This is a genomic window from Vreelandella hamiltonii (assembly GCF_014651795.1).
GTDB classification, from domain to species: domain Bacteria; phylum Pseudomonadota; class Gammaproteobacteria; order Pseudomonadales; family Halomonadaceae; genus Vreelandella; species Vreelandella hamiltonii.
The window spans coordinates 1-14,759 of sequence record NZ_BMXO01000003.1; the positions used below are offsets into that span (position 1 = coordinate 1).

The window sequence follows — 14,759 nt, forward strand, 5'->3', positions numbered from 1 at the left end:
CGCATTGCCACACGCTACGATAAGTTAGCAAGCAGCTTTAGGGCGATGGTATGCGTGGCATGCATAGACCGCTGCCTGCGAGCTAACTTTTCGTACAAAGCCTAGTTACGATGGTGTTGAAGTTATGGGGTATTTCGTATCTTTGACAGGGAGAGTTACTATCTGGGATTTTGTGCTAGAAAATTTGACTGGTGTGCAAGCAATATTGGGGTATGGTCTGGATAATTTTTGGACCTATGAGCGCTTTAATGTTATTGGTCCTATGCAGGGAATGGGTGATTTTTATCCCCATGATAGTCATAATGGCTATGTGGATTTATTGGTTCAAGGTGGCTGGCTATCTGTTTTGGCTTATATTGCCATGATGATGCTTGTTGCTTATTACTTTGTGCGCGGAGGTCTCTCTTTGCAGGAAAAGCTGTGTGTGTTTGGTGTTTTTGCGCTTTTCTTTGTTTCAAATTTAACTGAGTCTTACGTGACAAAGTCCACCAATATTGTGAATTTTCTATTTGTCTATGCTGTAGCGTTATGTTGTTTGAATTCTAATCGACTAATGAAAAGTAAAGTCATCGATATAGGAGGATGGCTGGCTGGCAGGGATTATTTTTTGGTAAGGAGAAGGGGTAATGAATAAGCCGCAGTCTAATAGACAAAGAGGCGTGATCTTTTCCGAGCGCTACCCGCCCAAGATCATCTTCCCGGTATTCGACTTCGTCGTTGTCGTGTTCTCGGGGGTAATGGCGTACCTGTTGCGTTTCGAGACCTTTCATTTGCATGAGCGCTACGTTCTGGCGTTGGCCTGCATGGCCTTGCTGGTGGTGGTGGCCAACAGTTCCACAGGCAGCTATAAACGCTGGCGCATCTCGTCCACGTTTTACATCATCACCAAGTTGATGCTGGTCTGGCTGGTGATCGGCATCATCGTCACCTCCATCATCTACTTTGCCCACGCGGCAGAGCGCTACTCACGGCTATGGGTGGGGCTGACGCTGCTGTTCTCGTTCGTGCTGGCGGCCAGTGCCAGGGCGCTGGTGCAATACGGCTTGCGGCGCATTCGCATTCGTGGCGGAGCACGGCGCCCCGTGTTTCTGGTGGGGCCTGCCAAGAACGTGCTGCACGTGGCGCGGGGCATGCGGGCAGCCTCCTGGGAAGGGCACTCCATTGCGGGGGTCGAGCGCTTGGGTGATGAAGCGCCTGATCAAGAGCACCTGGAGCGCATTGCCGCTCGGATCAGTGACGCGGGCGCCGCCGAAGTGTGGATCTGTGTGCCGCTGGAAATGGGCGACACCGTGCATGGCCTGTTTTACGCGCTGCGCAACCATACCGAAGAGATCCGCCTGATTCCGGAATTCAAGGACATGCGCCTGCTCAACCATCGCACCAGCGAAGTGGCGGGCCACCTGGCCATCGACCTCAGCGTATCGCCCATCAACGGCATGTCCCGAGTGGTCAAGCGTGCCGAAGACATCATCGTCGGCAGCCTGATCTCGCTGATGATTCTGCCGGTGTGCATTGCCATTGCGCTGGCCATCAAGTTCACCTCGCCTGGCCCCGTGCTGTTCAAGCAGTACCGCACAGGCTCCAACGGCAAGGTGTTCAAGGTTTACAAGTTCCGCTCGATGAAAGTGCATCAGGAGAAAGAGGGCGTCGTTACCCAGGCCACCAAGAACGATAACCGCCTGACACCGATAGGGGCCTTCCTGCGCCGCACCTCCCTGGATGAGCTGCCGCAGTTCTACAACGTGCTGCAGGGGCGCATGTCCATCGTAGGGCCACGGCCCCATGCGCTGGCCCACAATGAGTACTACAAGGAACTGGTGGAGTCCTACATGCGCAGGCACAAGGTGAAGCCCGGCATTACCGGCTGGGCTCAGGTCAATGGGCTGCGCGGCGAGACCGAGACGCTGGAAAAAATGCAGCGGCGGGTCGAGTATGACCTGTGGTACATCGACAACTGGTCGGTGTGGCTCGACCTGAAGATCATCTTCATGACCGTGTTTAAGGGCTTTAAACACGCCAATGCCTACTGACCGGAGCCTCTGATGATTTTAGTGACAGGTGGCACGGGGTATATCGGCTCGCATATCGCCGTCGAACTGCTGAAGGAAGGGTACTCGGTGGTGCTGCTGGATGACCTTTCCAATAGCGTGGCCTCCGTGGTGCCGCGTATCGAAAAGATCACTGGGCGCGCGGCGGCGTTCTACCAGGGCGACGTGCGCGATGCTGCGCTGCTGGCGAGCATTTTCGAGCAGCACCCTATCGACGCGGTGATTCATTGCGCAGGCCTGAAGGCGGTAGGTGAAAGCGTGACCCAGCCGCTGGCTTATTACGATACCAACGTGCATGGCTCCATCGTGCTGTGCCAGGCCATGGCCAAAGCGGGTATCAAGCGGCTGATTTTCAGCTCATCGGCCACGGTGTATGGCGTGGATGCCATCCCGCCCTACGTGGAAACCATGGGCCGGGGCAGCTGTACCAGCCCCTACGGCACCTCCAAGGCCATGGTCGAGCAGGTGCTGGAAGACCTGTGCGCCAGCGACCCAGAGTGGTCCGTGGCCATTCTGCGCTACTTCAACCCCATTGGTGCGCACCCCTCGGGACTGATCGGTGAATCACCCCAAGGGGTGCCCAACAACCTGATGCCCTACATCAGCCAGGTAGCGGCAGGCGTGCTGCCCGAGCTGCAGGTCTACGGCAACGACTACCCGACCCAGGACGGCACCTGCGTGCGCGACTACCTGCATGTGGTCGATCTGGCGGCAGGGCACCGCGTCGCGCTCAAGGCCCTGGAAACGCCGGGCGCCAGCCACTACAACCTGGGCACGGGGCAGGGGGTGTCGGTCAAGCAGATGATCGATGCCTTTACCCAGGCCACCCAGGTGCCCGTGGCCTTCCGCTACGCCCCCCGGCGCGATGGCGACCTGGCCGCCTTCTGGGCCAGTGCCGAAAAGGCGCAGCAAGAGCTGGGCTGGCAAGCCACCCAAACCCTCGACGACATGATGATCGACACCTGGCGCTGGCAGCAGCACACCAGCGCATGAACGTATGCTCGCCAGGTGAGCGCCTGGCAAGCAGCCACGTTATCGGTAAGCCCCTGTTGCCTGTGAACCCATGCTATCCCTGAGAACGGGCTGCCTGTGCTACTATCGGCTTCCTCAATGATTTGCCGCCCCAGGGCCATGAAAGGAAGTCTGTTTCAATGTTGGCAACGCACACCCCCTCATCACACGCAGGCACTCAGCCCCCCCAGCTATTCACGGGCGTGGCCGTCTTTCTATTGGCCGCCATTGCACTGGTGGTGCCCAGCGGCTACTCGCTAGGGGCGTTGTTGCTGCTGCTGGCGGGGCTGGGGCTCATCGCCCTGCGCCGTGTGCCTACGTTGACGCGCCAGGATGGTGCCATCATGGCCGTGCTGCTGGCCTATGCGGCCATCACCATGCTGGAAGCGTGGCTGGATGGCCAGGGCAGCAAGGGTTTCGACAAGCCCAGCCGCTTCATTCTGGCCATTCCGGCTCTATTCTGGGTACTGCGCTACCCGCCCAATCTGGCCTTTCTGTGGAGCGGTGCCGCCGTGGGCGCACTCAGTGCAGGTACCTGGGCCGGGTGGCAAAAGCTGTTCGAAGGCGTAGACCGCGCCCAAGGCCATACCCATGTGATTCAGTTCGGTAACCTCAGCATGCTGCTGGGCGTACTGTGCATGGCAGGCCTGGGGTGGGCCGTGGTGCAGCGCCAGCGCCAAGTTTGGGTCGCCCTGCTGCTGGCGGGGGCATTGGGCGGCATACTAGGCTCGCTGTTTTCCGGCAGCCGTGGCGGCTGGGTAGGTTTTCCCATCGTGCTGCTGGTGCTGTATCGCGCCTACGGCACCCAGCTTTCCAGCCGCCTCAAGGTGGCCGTCGTGGCGGCCGTAGTGGTGGGGGGGCTGGTGGTATATTCAGTGCCTCAGTCGGGGGTTCAAACTCGCGTACAGCACGCCTTCAGTGACGTGGCGTTGTACATTTCCGGTGAAAATCGCTCGACCTCTGTTGGGGCTCGATTCGAAATGTGGCGCGGTGCTGCCATGCTGATTCAGGAAAAACCGCTGACCGGGTGGGGCAGTAATGGTTATGCCGAGGCTATGTACGCCTTTGGTGAAGAAGGCATCATCAGTCGTGAAGCGGCCCAATATGGCCATGCCCACAATGAATTCGTCGATGCTTTCGCCAAACGTGGCATTCTGGGGCTGGTGATTTTGCTGGCGCTTTATCTGGTACCCATGCGAATGTTCGCCCGCGATTTGCAAGCCCCCGACCTGGCCGCTCGCGCCGTGGCCACGGCGGGCGTGCTGCTACCCGTCACGTTTCTGGATTTCGGGCTTTCCCAGGTTTTTCTGGAGCATAACAGCGGCGTCATGATGTACGCCTTCCTGCTGGTGGTGCTGTGGGGTTGCCACCGTCGACAATCCGCCCCCAAGGTGGCCTAGCAGCGTTGCTGGATAGACCCGCATGGGAAGCCCAAACGAATACGCCCGGCCTTGGCGCCGGGCGTCGTCTTTGTGGTGCCTCCTGACGGCTCAGGCAGGCTGAGGGCTGCGGCGGCCAACGCCCACGTAGCGCAGCCCGGCACTCGCCAGGGCGGCGGGCGAATAGAGGTTGCGCCCATCCACCACCAGCTTGTCGTTCAACTGGCTGGCCAGCCAGGCAAAGTCTACCGTCCGGAACGCCTTCCACTCCGTGCAGATCACCAGCGCATCGGCGCCTTTCACCGCCTGAATACGGTCACCGGCCAGCATCAGGTCGTCGCGTTCGCCGTACAGGCGGCGGCATTCGGCCATGGCTTCCGGGTCGAAGGCCTGCACCGTAGCGCCCGCCGCCCATAGCGCCTCCATCAGCGTGCGGCTGGGGGCCTCGCGCATGTCATCGGTATTGGGTTTGAAGGCCAGCCCCCACAGTGCGATGGTCTTGCCCCGCACATCGCCCAGTTCGGCGGTCAGCTTGTCGAACAGGGTCTGTTTCTGGCGCTGGTTGACCGCTTCCACGGCACCCAGCAGCTGGGGCTCGAAGCCCAGCGCCCTGGCGGTGCGTTCAAGGGCCTTCACATCCTTGGGAAAGCAAGAGCCACCGTAACCACAGCCGGGGTAGATGAAGTGATAGCCAATGCGCGGGTCGCTACCAATACCCCGGCGTACCTCTTCGATATCCACCTCCAGCCGCTCGGCCAGGTTGGCCATCTCGTTCATGAAGCTGATCTTGGTGGCCAGCATGGCGTTGGCGGCGTACTTGGTCAGCTCGGCGGCCCGCACGCTCATGAACATCAGCTTGTCGTGGTTACGGTTGTACGGTGCATAGCACTCGCGCATCAACTCCCGCACCCGTTCGCTTTCGGTGCCCACCACGATACGAGCACCCCGAGTAAAGTCCTCGATGGCTGCGCCTTCCTTCATGAACTCCGGATTGGAGCACACATCGAAGGCGTGCGCTGTGCCGCGCGCTTGCTGTGCCTGTGCGATGGTGGCCGCCACCTTCTCGGCCGTGCCCACGGGCACGGTGGATTTGTCGATCACCAGCTTGTAGCCGGTCATGTGCTCGCCAATGCTGCGCGCCACGGCCAGCACGTGGCGCAAATCGGCACTGCCATCTTCATCCGGCGGGGTGCCCACGGCGATGAACAGCAGGTCGCCCTGGCGAACGGCCTCTTCGGTGTTGGTGGTGAAATGCAGGCGGCCAGCCTCGCGGTTCTGCTGCAACAGAGTGCTCAAGCCTGGCTCGAACAACGGGCACTCGCCCGCATCGAGCAGGGCAATACGCGCCGGGTCGATATCCATGCAGGTAACCTGATGGCCCACTTCGGCCAGGCACGCGCCCGCCACCAGCCCCACATAGCCCGTACCAAAAACCGCAATATTCATGGTGCCTTCACTCGTCAATACAAACGTTCAGCGAGCTTACCACAGCCGTGTGACACACCTACGACAAGAAAGCCACGGAACTAAAAGGCTATTTTTCGTTATAAGAAGCCGTAGTGTGACTGCGCAAGGAAGCGCCAGCGTGAAAAGGGTGAGCTGTACAAGGCTTGTTGACGTAGAGCCCAAGCAACGAATCCCTTACAATGGCGCGTGCTTTACAGCGCATTGGTAACCACTTTTTACATCCGCACAGCGTAGGGCAAGGGAATGCGCCCGTATCAATCCCTGGGCGGTAGCGTGCCTTTTTGATGGAATCCACTATGTTGAACACCCCAATTTACGTCTCGCGGCCAGCTCGCATGCTGTTGGCTGCGGTCAGCGTGGCCCTGGTCAGCGGCTGCGCCACCCAGTACCCCTCTGGCAGCGCCCAGCAAGCGCCTCAATACGTGCTTACCCAGGATGCCGCGTCGCTCCTGGAAGACGAAGCACTCAATCGCTTCCTCACCCAATCGCCCGCCAGCGGTGTACACACCGCCGCCCGTACCCCTTGGGGCGACAACGTGGAAATCATTGCCGATGCCCCGTACCTGGCCGCCAGTGGGCGCAAATGCCGTCAGCTCCAAGTGATGGAGCCCGGCGGCAGCGTACGCGCAGCACTCGCCTGTGAAACCCCCAATGGCTGGGCACACCAGCGCCTGGTCACCCAAGCAGGAGGGCGCTGACATGCCGGCCACGATCACTTCCACCCCCGCCCTGTTGGCTCCGCTGAAGCGCGTGCTGGCCACGGCCGGGCTGGTGTTTGCCACGCTGGCCACTGCGCCCGCCATGGCGCAATCCATCAGCCTCTCCAACGACATTCTTCCCCAGCAGGGCAGCCAGCAAGGCGGCCAGCAGGGGCAGCAAGAGCAGGTGGACGACACCCCGCGCGCCGACTGGCGCAGTGGCACCTATGGCCCCATCGCCACGCCGCCCCAAGACCCCGATGCCTTGCCGCCCTTTGGTGCCAACCTGTTCACCGGGGGCTTTCGTGGCGCCATGGGAGACGGCCTGAACGCCGATTACCGCATCAAGCCCGGCGACCAGATCACCGTGCGCGCCTGGGGCGCGTTCGAGTTCGACCGCGTGCTGCCCGTGGATGCCCAAGGCAACATCTTCATTCCCGGCTCCGGCCCGCTCAACGTGGAAGGGCAGAACAGCCAACAGGTCGATGGCAGCGTACGCGGCGCCATTACCTCGGTGTACCCCGATAACGTCGAGGTCTACACCAACGTGCAGGGCGTTCAGCCCGTGGCCGTGTTCGTCACCGGCTACGTGGAAAATCCGGGCCGCTATGCAGGCACCCCCAACGACTCGCTGCTCTACTTCCTCGACCAGGCAGGCGGCATCGACCAGGACCTGGGTAGCTACCGCCAGATTCGCGTCGTCCGTGACGACCGCACCGTGGCCACCGTCGACCTCTACGACTTCCTCATCAACGGCACCATCGCCCGCCCGCAGTTCCAGGATGGCGACACCATCGTGGTGGAAGAGCGCGGCCCCGCCATTGCCGTGGTGGGTGACGTACACCGCGAACACCGCTACGAACTGATCGGCAACCAGCTCAGCGGTGCCGAAATCATCAACCTGGCCCGGTTGAGAAGCGGCGTATCACACGTACTGCTGCGCGGCGACCGCGACGACGGCCCGATTGCCCAATACTTCCCCATCAACCTGTTTGCAGGCCAAACGGTACGCAGCGGTGACGAAGTGGTGTTCAGCGCCGACCAGCGCAGCGAAACCATCGTGGTGGAAATCGAAGGCAGCTACTATGGCCCCTCGCGGTTTGCGCTGCCCCGCAATGCGCGCCTCAGCGAACTGCTCGACGCCATTGCCGTCCCCGAAAACATGACCGCCGTGGAAAGCATCTCGCTACAGCGGGAAAGCGTGCGCCAGCAACAGGCGCAATCCTTGCAGGACAGCCTGCGCCGCCTGGAAACCACCTACCTGGGCGCTTCCTCGCGCACCGACCAGGAAGCGCAGATTCGCCTGCAAGAAGCCGAACTGATCGAACGCTTCATCGAACGCGCCCGTGAACTCGAACCCAGCGGCCGCTTGGTGGTGGCCTCCAGCGACGGCATCACCGACATCCGCCTCCAGGATGGCGACGTGATCACCATTCCTGAAATCAGCGACTCGGTGCTCATCAGCGGTGAAATCCTCGTGCCCCAGGCCGCCGTCTTCCGCCCCGGCATGAGCGTCATCGACTACGTGGAAAGCGCCGGTGGCTTCACCGAACGCGCCGACCGCGACCAGATCCTGCTGGTACGCCAGAACGGCGCCGTCGAACACGCCCGCAACACCCCGCTGCGCCCCGGCGACGAAATCCTCGTCATGCCCAAGGCACCCACGCACAACCTGCAGCTCGCCTCGACCCTCACCCAGATCCTCTTCCAGATCGCCGTCACCACCCGCGTCGCCCTGGACCTGTGATGAGACCCGCTGCATTGGCTCGGCGCCATCATCGGCACCCCTAACGGGGTGCTTCGCGGGTGCGCTCCGCTTACACCGCGCTACGAAGCACCGCCATCAACAGCAACGACCCCGTAGCGCGGCGTAACGAAAGAGCGAGGCAACGAGCGAAAGAGGCACCCGCGTTGGCGGCGCCAGCCGCCCTGATCGAGCCACGGTAATTGAGCAAACCTCATTGGCCTCACCGGCACCCCTAACGGGGTGCTTCGCGGGTGCGCTCCGCTTACACCGCGCTACGGAGCACCGCCATCAACGGCAACGACCCCGTAGCGCGGCGTAACGAAAGAGCGAGGCAACGAGCGAAAGAGGCACCCGCGGAGGGCGGCGACAGCCGCCCTGATCGAGCCACGATAATTGAGCAAACCTCATTGGCCTCATCGGCACCCCTAACGGGGTGCTTCNCCAGCCGCCCCGATTAAGCCACAGTGATCAAGCAAACCTCATTGGCCTCATCGGCACCCCTAACGGGGTGCTTCGCGGGTGCGCTCCGCTTACACCGCGCTACGAAGCACCGCCATCAACGGCAACGACCCCGTAGCGCGGCGTAACGAAAGAGCGAGGCAACGAGCGAAAGAGGCACCCGCGGAGGGCGGCGACAGCCGCCCTGATCGAGCCACGATAATTGAGCAAACCTCATTGGCCTCATCGGCACCCCTAACGGGGTGCTTCGCGGGTGCGCTCCGCTTACACCGCGCTACAGGTGAATCGCCAAGATACGCATGGGCGAGCACCCGTAGCGCGGCGTAACGAAAGAGCGAGAGCAACGAGCGAAAGAGGCACCCGCAGCGGCGGCCCGGCGCGAAGGCGGCGCCAGCCGCCCCGATTAAGCCACAGTGATCGAGCAAAGCTCATTGGCCTCATCGGCACCCCTAACGGGGTGCTTCGCGGGTGCGCTCCGCTTACACCGCGCTACAGGTGAATCGCCAAGATACGCATGGGCGAGCACCCGTAGCGCGGCGTAACGAAAGAGCGAGAGCAACGAGCGAAAGAGGCACCCGCGTTGGCGGCGCCAGCCGCCCCGATTGAGGCAACCAATGTGACAATGCCACTTCCATATAACGCCATACTCTATTTACGTTCTTGAATCAAAAGACACAGCATCATGGATAACACAAGCAGCGCCCCGAAAGGCGCGCGTACCCCCTGGCAGGTCACGCGCAGCGTGTGGCACGCCATGTTCATGCGCGAAGCCATTTCTCGCACCATGGCCGACCGCATGGGCTGGTTCTGGATGATCTTCGAGCCCTTCGCGCTAGTGGCCATCATGGTGGGCATTCGTAGTTTCATCCGAGGTGACCGCCTGATCGTGAATGCCGAGTTCATTCCCTGGATGATCGCCGGCATGATGGGTTTCTTCCTGGTGCGAGAAGGCATGCTGCGCGGTATGGGGGCCATCGATGCCAACAGCGCGCTGTTCGCCTATCGCCAAGTGCAGCCCGTAGACCCCGTGCTGGTGCGCAACTTTCTGGAAGGCATGCTGCGCACCTTCGTCTTCCTGCTGTTTATCGTGGGGGGGCTGCTGCTAGGTCTGGACATGTACCCCGACAATGCCATCAGAGCCATGTGGGCATGGGTCTCGCTTTGGAGCCTGGGCATCGGGCTGGGCCTGATCACCTCGGTGGCCGCTACCCTGGTGCCGGAAGTGGGCCGAGTGATCCGCATGCTTTCGCTGCCACTGTTGATCATTTCCGGCGTCATGTTTCCGCTCAACCAGTTACCCCACTGGCTACTGGAATACCTGATGCTCAACCCCATTCCCCATGCCCTGGAAACTCTGCGGCTGGGATTCTTTGAAAACTATCAGGTCATCCACGGCACCAGCATGCTCTACTTCTGGCTGGTGACCCTGAGTTTGAATGCCCTCGGGCTACTGATGCACCTCCGTTTTGTTGACCGGTTGAAGGCCAAATAACCCATGCAATCCTCATTAACCCGTTTCGTAAAACAGTCACCGCACTGGGCCATGGCCTTGCTCGCCATTCTCCTGGTCAGCTTTTACTGGTTTGTATGGGCAGAAGAGCGCTACGTTTCCCGTGCCACCGTGGTGCTGGAAAGCCCACAGGTCGCCACACCGGAATTCAGCCTCTCATCGCTCATGGGCGGCGGCGGAGGCAACACGGCCGACCTGCTGCTACTGCGCGAGCACCTGCTCTCGGTAGACATGCTGCGCCTGCTCGATGAACAGCTAGGCATTCGCCAGCACTACAGCGAACACGGTGACCTGTTTGCCCGCCTGCGCGACCCGAACGTGCCCATCGAAGACCTGCATCAGTACTACCTGCGCCGTGTAGAAGTGGAGCTGGACGAATACGCAGGCGTGCTCAACATCTACGTGCAAGGTTACACCCCCGAATTCGCCCACAGCATGGCATCGCTGCTGCTGGAAGCAGGCGAAAACCACATGAACGAAATGGGCCACCGCCTGGCCGATGAACAGGTACGCTTTCTGGAGCGCCAAATGGTGCGCCTGGAAGAGCGCTTCAATGACACCCGCGCCCAACTGCTCGAATTCCAGAACGAGCACGGGCTGGTATCACCCACCAGCACGGTGGAAAGCATCAACCAGGTCGTCGCTACCCTCGAAGCCGACCTGGCCCGCTTCCAGGCCCAGCGCAACGCCCTGGCCAGCTTCCAAAGCGCCCAATCCGCCGAGCTGCGCCAAGTAGAACGCAACATCGAAGCCCTGCGCGACCAGATCGTCGAACAACGCGACCGCCTGGCCCAAGCCACCGGCAACTCGCTCAACCGCATCTCGGCAGAATACGAAACCCTGGAACTGCAGGCCCAGTTCGCCCAGGAAACCTACTCCAGCGCCCTGGCCGCCCTGGAAAACACCCGCCTGGAAGCCGCCCGCCAGCTCAAACAAGTCAGCGTGTTGCAAAGCCCGCTCATGCCCGAATACCCCACAGAGCCCAACCGCCTCTACAACAGCACGGTATTCGCCATCATCACCATCTTCCTCGCCTTCATCCTCAGCATGATGATCATGATCATCAAAGACCACCGGGATTGATGAGCAAGGGGTAGGGCACCGTAGCGCGGCGTAACGAAAGAGCGAGAGAAACGAACGAAAGAGGCACCCGCAGCGGCGGCCCGGCGTGAAGGCGTCTGTAATACGCCCAAACCAAACAGGATAAGTAATGCGAACTACGTACGATGAAGCAGATGATATCCTGGTTCTGCACCTATCAGAAAAGCCTACCGTTAGGGAGGTTTCTCAAGATTGGCATACACATATTAGTTACGCAGAGGATGGCACGATCAATGAAATCGTCATTCTGGAGGCCTCGAAGCAAGGTGCATGGCCACTCTTAAAAAGCCAAGCCGCTTAACTAACCGCAACACCACTCCCGCTGCTCCTGCGGGTGCGCTCGTTTACACCGCGCTACGGGAACACCGCCAACGTTATGAGGCGTGGCACCAACCCCGTTTCGCGCCATAACGAGCAACCGCGTCAACACCTCGAATGGCGGCACCAACCCCGTAGCGCGGCGTAACGAAAGAGCGAGAGAAACGAGCGAAAGAGGCACCCGCGAAGGGCGGCCCTAGCCGCCCCGATTGAGCCACGGTGATCGAGCAAACCCCAGTGGCATATTCGGCACCCCTGACGGAGTGCTTCGCGGGTGCGCTCCGCTTACACCGCGCTACGGATGCATCGCCAACGATACTCATGGGCGAGCACCCGCGGCCCGGCGCGAAGGCGGCGCTAGCCGCCCCGACTGAGCCACAGCAAGGAAAAGCCATGGCGAACCGTACAAGCCATGATCAAAATTTCAAGAACCTGATTTTGGACTATCCACGCGAAGCCCTCGCTTTCTTTGCATCAGAAGAGGCTGGAGATTTACTGCCTAGCGTCAAAGTCACTCCTATTCGCCAGGAGCAATTAAAAGAGCGCCTGGGTGACAGATTTCATGAGCTAGACGTACCGTTGCTAGTAGAGTGGCCAAATGGGCAACGCGAAGCGCTACTGTTCACGCTAGAAGAAGAAACGGATCCCGGCCGTTTCTCGATCCACAGGCTGGCGCACTACACACTGCACCTGAGTGAGCTATTCGATACAGAACGAGTGGTACCGGTGGTGATTTTTTTGAATTCTAATAAAAAAGTGGTAGAAAGCCTGCATATTCGAAGTGAACGCCATAGCTACCTACAGTTTCACTATTTACATACACATTTAAATAAATTGCCGGCCAATCAGTATTTTAGTAGCCAAAATATCGTAGCACGGCTTAATTTACCGAATATGGCATGGGCAGAGAAAGATAAAATCGATGTATACGCCAATGCCATACAAGGCCTGTTTTCGCTGGAACCAAGCATTGAAAAGCAACTCAAATACATAGACTTTGTCGATATCTACAGCGATTTAAGCACAGATGAAAGAAAAGCCTACCAAAGGCGCTATCCTCAGGAGGAAAGCAAAATGGCTGGTTTAGCAGAGCGTCTTCGTACGGAAGGTATTCAGCAAGGCATGCAGCAAGGTATGCAACAGGGCATGCAACAGGGCCGTCAGCATGAAGCACAAAATATGCTGCGAAAGCTGCTCATGCTGAAGTTTGGCGAGTTACCGTCATGGGCCGATACCCAAATTGAGTCGGCTTCCATAGAGCAGCTGGAAAATTGGATGGAAGGCATATTGAGTGCCAACACATTGGAAGCCCTGATCGAACCTATTCAGTAACCGCTGACATTCACGCCATCATCGGCACCCCTAACGGGGTGCTTCGCGGGTGCGCTCCGCTTACACCGCGCTACAGGTGAATCGCCAACGATACGCAGGGCACCAACCCCGTAGCGCGGCGTAACGAAAGAGCGAGAGCAACGAGCGAAAGAGGCACCCGCAGCGGCGGCCCGGCGCGAAGGGCGGCGTCAGCCGCCCTGATCGAGCCACGATATTTAATGAATCATTGCAATAGCCTGCTCTATTCGAAACTACTCGGTCTATAATGAATCTATGGTTTCACAAGCTGTACTGAGAAGGGAGAAATCATGAGTCAGAAATCAAACCACGAGAAGCTAGCGATGGTGCGCAAAGGTAAGAGAAAAGATCCAATGCAAGACACGCGCTCACTCATGCAGTTTGCGAGCGAATCCTCTCGCGCGGCCATCCAAAGAAATTTGGCAGCAGGTGTTTCTGTGGTCTATGAACGTGATGGCTATCTGGTTGAAGAGTCGCCCGATCATCAGGTCAAGCAGCTTAAAAAGCTAAAACAAGCCCAGCCGTTCAATCTTAGGGAGTATTTGTGCCAAGGTTAAGGCTTGTTGCTGGCCCAAATGGCTCGGGTAAAACAACCCTGACTCAATTTTTGCTTAGTAAGAAAATACCATTAGGGCAATATTTAAATCCTGATGATATTGCGAAGCATATTGAGCTAAATGATGTTATTGAAAAAACCTCAACCGCAATGTCTGAGGGCAAGGCGTCCGTAAAGTCTTTTGCTAAAGAGTTTGAAACGTATTTTGCTGCGATCTCTGCGCAAGCGATTGCCACAGGCCTGAGAGAGGATTGGTTGGAGTCTGGCCTATCCCTCACCTATGAATCTGTTATGAGTCATAGTAGTCACATAAGATTTGTTGAAAAAGCACTAGATTTTGGGTTTGAGCCCTACCTCTATTATATTTGCACATCAAGTCCTGAGATTAATCAGGCTCGTGTTGCACAAAGAGTTTCGAGTGGTGGGCATGATGTCCCTGCCGAAAAGATAATAAGTCGCTATCAAGCAAGCTTGTCACTTTTGCATGAAATGGTTGTGAAATGTAGAAGAGCTTATTTTTTTGATAATTCTAGTGAAATGCATCTGCATTTTGCAGAAGCCACACCTGATGGTTATTTAGATATCTACGAAAGCGAATTTAACAAAATTGATTCACTTTGGTTTGTCGATTCAGTGCTTAAAAAATGGGACAGATCTAAAGTGAGATCTGCACGCCCCTCATAACGCACGTAGCAATAAATAGCCGCCAACACCCGTATTAGCGGCCCTAGCCGCCCTGATTGAGCCAAGGTGATCGAGCAAACCCCAGTGGCATATTCGGCACCCCTGACGGGGTGCTTCGCGGGTGCGCTCTGCTTACACCGCGCTACAGGTGAATCACCAACGATACTCATGGGTGAGCACCTCGTAGCGCGGCGTAACGAAAGAGCGAGAGCAACGAGCGAAAGAGGCACCCGCGTGGGCGGCGCCAGCCGCCCCGATCAAGCCACGGTGATCGAGCAAAGCTCATTGGCCTCATCGGCACCCCTAACGGGGTGCTTCGCGGGTGCGCTCCGCTTACACCGCGCTACAGGTGAATCGCCAACGATACGCAGGGCACCAACCCCGTAGCGCGGCGTAACGAAAGAGCGAGGTCACGAGCGAAAGAGGCACCC

Annotated in this window: 13 protein-coding genes; 12 read left to right on the plus strand and 1 reads right to left on the minus strand. The window is 58.8% G+C overall.

Annotated features, from left to right (window positions below; genetic code table 11):
- The first annotated feature begins 124 nt into the window (after nucleotides 1–124).
- The 4 genes from IE061_RS04635 (at nucleotide 125) to IE061_RS04650 (ending at nucleotide 4,459) form a co-directional block, all read left to right on the plus strand.
- Nucleotides 125–634, plus strand: a complete 510-nt coding sequence (locus IE061_RS04635) for an O-antigen ligase family protein (RefSeq protein ID WP_193461093.1) — start codon at nucleotides 125–127, stop codon at nucleotides 632–634.
- Nucleotides 627–2,030 carry an undecaprenyl-phosphate glucose phosphotransferase gene (locus tag IE061_RS04640; RefSeq protein ID WP_193461094.1) on the plus strand — a complete coding sequence of 468 codons (1,404 nt, stop codon included), beginning with the start codon at nucleotides 627–629 and terminating at the stop codon, nucleotides 2,028–2,030. Before IE061_RS04635 ends, IE061_RS04640 begins: the two co-directional genes overlap by 8 nt.
- Before the next feature lie 12 nt (nucleotides 2,031–2,042).
- Entirely contained in the window at nucleotides 2,043–3,041 is a 999-nt protein-coding gene (galE, locus tag IE061_RS04645) for a UDP-glucose 4-epimerase GalE (RefSeq protein ID WP_193461095.1), read from the plus strand.
- A gap of 158 nt (nucleotides 3,042–3,199) precedes the next feature.
- Nucleotides 3,200–4,459: an O-antigen ligase family protein gene (locus IE061_RS04650; protein WP_193461096.1), complete on the plus strand. Its 1,260-nt coding sequence runs from the start codon at nucleotides 3,200–3,202 to the stop codon at nucleotides 4,457–4,459.
- Between the two features lie 90 nt (nucleotides 4,460–4,549).
- Here the strand turns inward: IE061_RS04650 and IE061_RS04655 are convergent, their stop codons facing one another.
- Nucleotides 4,550–5,884, minus strand: coding sequence for a UDP-glucose dehydrogenase family protein (locus IE061_RS04655; RefSeq protein ID WP_039183083.1), 1,335 nt, complete (start codon nucleotides 5,882–5,884; stop codon nucleotides 4,550–4,552).
- 317 nt (nucleotides 5,885–6,201) lie between these two features.
- Between IE061_RS04655 and IE061_RS04660 the strand changes: the two genes are divergently transcribed.
- The 8 genes from IE061_RS04660 (at nucleotide 6,202) to IE061_RS04695 (ending at nucleotide 14,328) form a co-directional block, all read left to right on the plus strand.
- Nucleotides 6,202–6,603: a DVU3141 family protein gene (locus IE061_RS04660; protein WP_039183080.1), complete on the plus strand. Its 402-nt coding sequence runs from the start codon at nucleotides 6,202–6,204 to the stop codon at nucleotides 6,601–6,603.
- A gap of 1 nt (nucleotide 6,604) precedes the next feature.
- On the plus strand, nucleotides 6,605–8,350 hold the full coding sequence (locus IE061_RS04665) for a polysaccharide biosynthesis/export family protein (RefSeq protein ID WP_193461097.1): 1,746 nt from the start codon (nucleotides 6,605–6,607) through the stop codon (nucleotides 8,348–8,350).
- Between the two features lie 1,141 nt (nucleotides 8,351–9,491).
- Nucleotides 9,492–10,301 carry an ABC transporter permease gene (locus IE061_RS04670; protein WP_039183075.1) on the plus strand — a complete coding sequence of 270 codons (810 nt, stop codon included), beginning with the start codon at nucleotides 9,492–9,494 and terminating at the stop codon, nucleotides 10,299–10,301.
- Nucleotides 10,302–10,304: 3 nt separating this feature from the next.
- Nucleotides 10,305–11,402, plus strand: coding sequence for a chain-length determining protein (locus tag IE061_RS04675; protein WP_039183072.1), 1,098 nt, complete (start codon nucleotides 10,305–10,307; stop codon nucleotides 11,400–11,402).
- Nucleotides 11,403–11,529: 127 nt separating this feature from the next.
- Nucleotides 11,530–11,721 (plus strand): DUF2283 domain-containing protein, encoded by a 192-nt coding sequence (locus tag IE061_RS04680; RefSeq protein WP_016913348.1) that lies wholly within the window; start codon nucleotides 11,530–11,532, stop codon nucleotides 11,719–11,721.
- 410 nt (nucleotides 11,722–12,131) lie between these two features.
- Complete coding sequence (locus IE061_RS04685) at nucleotides 12,132–13,070, plus strand: DUF4351 domain-containing protein (protein WP_193461098.1); 939 nt, start codon at nucleotides 12,132–12,134, stop codon at nucleotides 13,068–13,070.
- Between the two features lie 308 nt (nucleotides 13,071–13,378).
- Nucleotides 13,379–13,645, plus strand: coding sequence for a hypothetical protein (locus IE061_RS04690; RefSeq protein WP_016913346.1), 267 nt, complete (start codon nucleotides 13,379–13,381; stop codon nucleotides 13,643–13,645).
- Nucleotides 13,633–14,328 carry a zeta toxin family protein gene (locus IE061_RS04695; RefSeq protein WP_193461099.1) on the plus strand — a complete coding sequence of 232 codons (696 nt, stop codon included), beginning with the start codon at nucleotides 13,633–13,635 and terminating at the stop codon, nucleotides 14,326–14,328. Before IE061_RS04690 ends, IE061_RS04695 begins: the two co-directional genes overlap by 13 nt.
- The last annotated feature ends 431 nt before the right edge of the window (nucleotides 14,329–14,759 follow it).

Bases quoted from the DNA above. Each gene is read 5' to 3' on its own strand.
- IE061_RS04635 (WP_193461093.1), top strand. From the start codon at position 125: ATGGGGTATTTCGTATCTTTGACAGGGAGAGTTACTATCTGGGATTTT.
- IE061_RS04640 (WP_193461094.1), top strand. From the start codon at position 627: ATGAATAAGCCGCAGTCTAATAGACAAAGAGGCGTGATCTTTTCCGAG.
- galE (WP_193461095.1), top strand. From the start codon at position 2,043: ATGATTTTAGTGACAGGTGGCACGGGGTATATCGGCTCGCATATCGCC.
- IE061_RS04650 (WP_193461096.1), top strand. From the start codon at position 3,200: ATGTTGGCAACGCACACCCCCTCATCACACGCAGGCACTCAGCCCCCC.
- IE061_RS04655 (WP_039183083.1), bottom strand. From the start codon at position 5,884: ATGAATATTGCGGTTTTTGGTACGGGCTATGTGGGGCTGGTGGCGGGC.
- IE061_RS04660 (WP_039183080.1), top strand. From the start codon at position 6,202: ATGTTGAACACCCCAATTTACGTCTCGCGGCCAGCTCGCATGCTGTTG.
- IE061_RS04665 (WP_193461097.1), top strand. From the start codon at position 6,605: ATGCCGGCCACGATCACTTCCACCCCCGCCCTGTTGGCTCCGCTGAAG.
- IE061_RS04670 (WP_039183075.1), top strand. From the start codon at position 9,492: ATGGATAACACAAGCAGCGCCCCGAAAGGCGCGCGTACCCCCTGGCAG.
- IE061_RS04675 (WP_039183072.1), top strand. From the start codon at position 10,305: ATGCAATCCTCATTAACCCGTTTCGTAAAACAGTCACCGCACTGGGCC.
- IE061_RS04680 (WP_016913348.1), top strand. From the start codon at position 11,530: ATGCGAACTACGTACGATGAAGCAGATGATATCCTGGTTCTGCACCTA.
- IE061_RS04685 (WP_193461098.1), top strand. From the start codon at position 12,132: ATGGCGAACCGTACAAGCCATGATCAAAATTTCAAGAACCTGATTTTG.
- IE061_RS04690 (WP_016913346.1), top strand. From the start codon at position 13,379: ATGAGTCAGAAATCAAACCACGAGAAGCTAGCGATGGTGCGCAAAGGT.